The organism is Aldersonia kunmingensis (assembly GCF_001646865.1).
Classification (GTDB): domain Bacteria; phylum Actinomycetota; class Actinomycetes; order Mycobacteriales; family Mycobacteriaceae; genus Aldersonia; species Aldersonia kunmingensis.
Genome location: NZ_LRRB01000246.1, coordinates 1 through 4,080, shown reverse-complemented (window position 1 = coordinate 4,080; position 4,080 = coordinate 1). Strand labels below are relative to the sequence as shown.

At 65.5% G+C, this 4,080-nt stretch carries 4 protein-coding genes; 2 read left to right on the top strand and 2 right to left on the bottom strand.

Annotated features, from left to right (window positions below):
* Both A8G08_RS19130 and A8G08_RS26820 read left to right on the top strand, forming a co-directional pair.
* Positions 1–895 (top strand): aldehyde dehydrogenase family protein (locus A8G08_RS19130; RefSeq protein WP_157108665.1); only part of this gene is annotated, 895 nt, incomplete at its 5' end.
* A gap of 213 nt (positions 896–1,108) precedes the next feature.
* Positions 1,109–2,119 (top strand): 5'-methylthioadenosine/S-adenosylhomocysteine nucleosidase family protein, encoded by a 1,011-nt coding sequence (locus A8G08_RS26820; protein WP_084436539.1) that lies wholly within the window; start codon positions 1,109–1,111, stop codon positions 2,117–2,119.
* Between the two features lie 4 nt (positions 2,120–2,123).
* Here the strand turns inward: A8G08_RS26820 and A8G08_RS19120 are convergent, their stop codons facing one another.
* Both A8G08_RS19120 and A8G08_RS19115 read right to left on the bottom strand, forming a co-directional pair.
* A complete protein-coding gene (locus A8G08_RS19120) occupies positions 2,124–2,807 on the bottom strand; it encodes a class I SAM-dependent methyltransferase (RefSeq protein WP_084436537.1) in 684 nt (227 codons plus the stop codon).
* A gap of 107 nt (positions 2,808–2,914) precedes the next feature.
* On the bottom strand, positions 2,915–4,080 hold a 1,166-nt coding region (locus A8G08_RS19115), incomplete at its 5' end, for an SAM-dependent methyltransferase (protein WP_068277714.1).

Here is a 4,080-nt window from a genome sequence, read left to right as displayed (position 1 = left end):
GGTTGCGCCGCTGATCACCTACGCGCTGGCGGACATCTTCGACGAAATCGGTTTGCCCCCAGGTGTTTTCAACCTTGTCAGCGGTTACGGCCCGGTAGTGGGCGAAGCAATCGCGGGGCATCCCGAGGTCGACATGGTGTCGTTCACGGGCTCCACCCGCGCGGGCAAGCGTGTCGGCGCGATCGCGTCGGAGTCGATCAAGAAGGTTGCGCTCGAGCTGGGCGGCAAGTCGGCGAACGTCATCCTCGACGACGCCGATCTCGCCGCGGCCGTCGCGGACGGTGTGCAGAAGTGCTACCTGAACTCGGGGCAGACCTGTTCCGCGCTCACCCGCATGCTCGTACCGGCCGACAAGGTCGACGAGGCCGCCGCGATCGCTGCCGAGGTCGCGAAGAACTTCGCGATCGGCGATCCCGTCGAAGCGACCTCCGTGCTCGGCCCCCTGGTGAACTCGAACCAGCTCAAGCGGGTTCGCGGGTACATCGAGAAGGGCATCGAAGAGGGCGCCACCGCGGTGCTCGATGGCCGCGAGACAGGATTCCAGACCGGGTACTACGTCGGCCCGACGGTCTTCTCGCGTGTCACCGAGGACATGACCATCGCCAATGAAGAGATCTTCGGCCCGGTCCTGTCGATCATCGGCTACAGCGACGAAGACGATGCGGTGCGGATCGCCAACAACACCCCGTACGGCCTCGCCGGCGGTGTCTGGTCGGGCGACGCGGATCGCGCGGAGAAGGTGGCGCGCCGCCTGCGTGCCGGACAGGTCGAGGTGAACGGCGGTGCATTCAACGTGTCCGCGCCGTTCGGTGGATACAAGCAGTCCGGCATCGGCCGTGAGGCCGGCGTGATCGGGCTGGAAGAGTTCCTGGAGACCAAGGCCATCCAGCGGTAAGTAGGCCCATCTATAGCGCCGCCCGGCAAGAGTTATTGCCGGGCGGCGTTATCTGTCACGCCTAAGAATCCGAAGCCGACACCCAATCGGGCGAAGCCCCCGTCGCTTTCGACGATGGAGTCGAAGCGTTGAAGGCCAAGTGGAACGACCGCCGGTAGAACTGAGCATCCGGGCGGGGCTGCTCGGCGAGGTCGGGCTGCATAAGCTCTCGCAATGAAAATTGGTCGAAGTTTGGCCGTCGCCGCGACGGTCGTGCTTGCTGTTGCCGGGCCGTCAGTGGCCGCCGCCGCCCCAGCGGGCAACGGTGCTCCGAGCACCTGTCCCGCGGCGACCCTGATCCTCTCGGCATATCCCGAGGAGTCGGTCGCAGTCGAGCGTGCCGGCCGCTTCCAACTCGGGGATCCGGTGGCGGCCGGTTCGGCTCGCATCTACGGGGGCAGGATCGATCACCGTCCAGTGTTCCTCGGCATCACCGGGATCGGGGTGGCGAATGCCGAACGAGTGACTCGGGCGGCCTTGGCCGAGCTCACCTGCGGGTCGGCGGGTTATCGAATTTCTCGAATTGTCTTCAGCGGCACCGCGGGCGGTAGCGGGCAGGCACTTATCGGGGATGTTGCGGTACCCGTGTCGTGGAATCTCGGCAACGACGACCCCGATCCCTATCGGGTGGACGATGAACAGTTGGCGATCGCTCGGGAAAGTGCCAGAGCCACGACGTTGACGGCTGCGGCTTCCGTCGGGGATTTGTTCGCGCCCTGCGGAATACGACTGCCCGACGCACACACGGCGGACCTGGGACGGCGTCCTCGCGTGGTTGTCGACGGCGCGGGGTTGACGAGCGATCCATATGGGGGCAAGGCGATTCCGGGAGTACCAGGCGGTGGCCCGTTGATGGGTTCCGATGCATGCGAGCACCTCACGCCCGAGCGGCTGCGCGACGATTTCGTGGACCTCGCGACGACCGACCCGTCGTTCCTGCCGACCCTGCTGTCCCCGGTCGATCCCGGCACGGGATTCGTCGCGAGTGATCAGGAATCAGCGGCCGTGGCAAAGGTGGCCGAGGAGAACGGAATCCCGTTCATCGCATTCCGCGGGATGTCCGACGGAGTGGGCGACCCACTGCACTTGCCACCGTTCCCGGTGTCGTTCCTCTACTACCAGCGCCTCGCCGCCGAGAATGCCGCGACCGCGGCCGTGGAATTCCTCGCCGCGACGACGGCCTGATCGGTCAGGGAGTCGTTGGTGCGACGATGTGCGGCGCAGGCTTCGTGGCGACGACCAGAACGTTCTTGCCGAACAGCTTGCCCGTGACGCCGTGCAGCGCCTTGCTGAGCGGAAAGACGGCGCGGTCGTAGAGCTTCAGGGCCCGAGGATTGATTGTGCCGTCGCTGCGTCCCATGACCTTGTAGGTCAACGTGGCGAAGAAGCCGATCGGATCGCAGTACCGGGAGGCGACGATGTCGAGCCCGGCGTTGCGGAGAATCCTGTTGAGCTGGGTGCGGCGGTAGCGCCGGTAGTGCTCCACTTTGACGTCCATCGAGGTGAAGAGAACCTCGAGCGCCGGGACGTAAACGACCAACGTGCCACCGGGCCGAAGCAGCGCTGCGAGTTCCTCGGCAGCCTCCTGGTCGTTCTTGATGTGCTCGAGCACGTTGAGCGTGTAAATCACGTCGTACTTACCGGTTTCGGCGTTGCTCAGGTCAGGATCGACGACGCGGTAGCCCTTCGACCGCAGCGCCTGCTGCAGATCCTTGTCGGGCTCCAAGCAGTCGGGACTGATATCGCGTTCGGCCAGCATGTCGGCATAGGTTCCCGCGCCGGCACCGAAATCGAGCACCCGGACGTTCGGTGAGTCGACATGTTCGCTCACGCAGTCGAGGAGGAATCGGTTGTAGTTGACCGCGTCGGCCATGACCTCGAGGTTGTCGCATCCCGTGTATGCGAACTCGTCTGTGGCGATGATCCGTCTCCGCTCTGGTCCGATTCGGTATGAGTTCAGCGAAAGAGAGTTGCCGCCCGCTAGTGCTTCGGCGGCGGGGGCCGCAACAACTCGCCGCGCGTGGCAGGCATGCCGCTACGCCCATGTGGACTGTTCTTGACAGCCAGCACTTGGTTGATGCCGAGGCGGTTGCCGGTGAACCCGAGCGCGGCGCCGGCCATGTACATCCGCCACACCCTTGCCCGCCCGGCGCTGCTGTGTGCGACCGCCTCGTCCCAGTTCGACTCCAAGTTCGCTACCCAGGCACGCAGGGTCGATGCGTAGTGCTCACGCAGCGACTCGACGTCGCGTACCTCGAAGCCAGCCCCTTCGAGCGCTTCGATCATCGTCGCGATCGGCTGCAATTCGCCGTCGGGAAAGACATACCGATCGATGAAGGATGTCTTGGAGAACGTGGGCCGTGGGCCTGGTCGTCGTGAAATCGCATGGTTGAGCAGGCGCCCCTGGGGGCGGAGCAGTGCGTACATGTCGGCGGCGTATGTCGGAAGCATCGCGGTACCGACGTGCTCGGCCATGCCGACGCTCGCAATCGCGTCGTATGGCCCGTCGGTGACGTCGCGGTAGTCCTGGATGCGGATCTGAACCGACTCGGCCACGCCCTCTTCGATCATCCGCTTGCTGGCGAACTCCGCCTGCTCGCCGGAGAGCGTGATCCCGACGACCTCTACGCCGTAGTTGCGTGCGGCATGCAGCGCGAAGGTTCCCCAGCCGCAGCCGACGTCGAGCACCCGCATTCCGGGGGTGAGGCCGAGTTTGCGGGCCACCAGGTCACATTTGGCGAACTGGGCCGCGCCGAGATCCGTTGTCTCCGGCTCCCAGTACGCGCACGAGTAGGTCATCGACTCGCCGAGCACGAGGCGGTAGAACTCGTTGCCGACGTCGTAATGGTGGCTGATCGCGGCGGCGTCGCGGCCCTTCTCATGGCGACGCCCGCGCGCAAGCTTCATCTCCTCCGCTGGTGGCCTCGGCGGCAGGCCGATGATCCCCAGGCGTAGCGCCGCTTTCGCCAGTGCCTTCTTGGTCTGCGCGTCGATGCGGACGCCGGGACCGCGGGTCGGGTCCGAGACCTTCTCGAAGGCATCCAGGCCGGCGAGCAGGTCGCCCTCGATCGTGATATCGCCGGAGACGAAGGCCCGGGCGAAACCGAGGTCGTTTGGCGCCCAAAGCAACCGGCGCAGACCGCGCC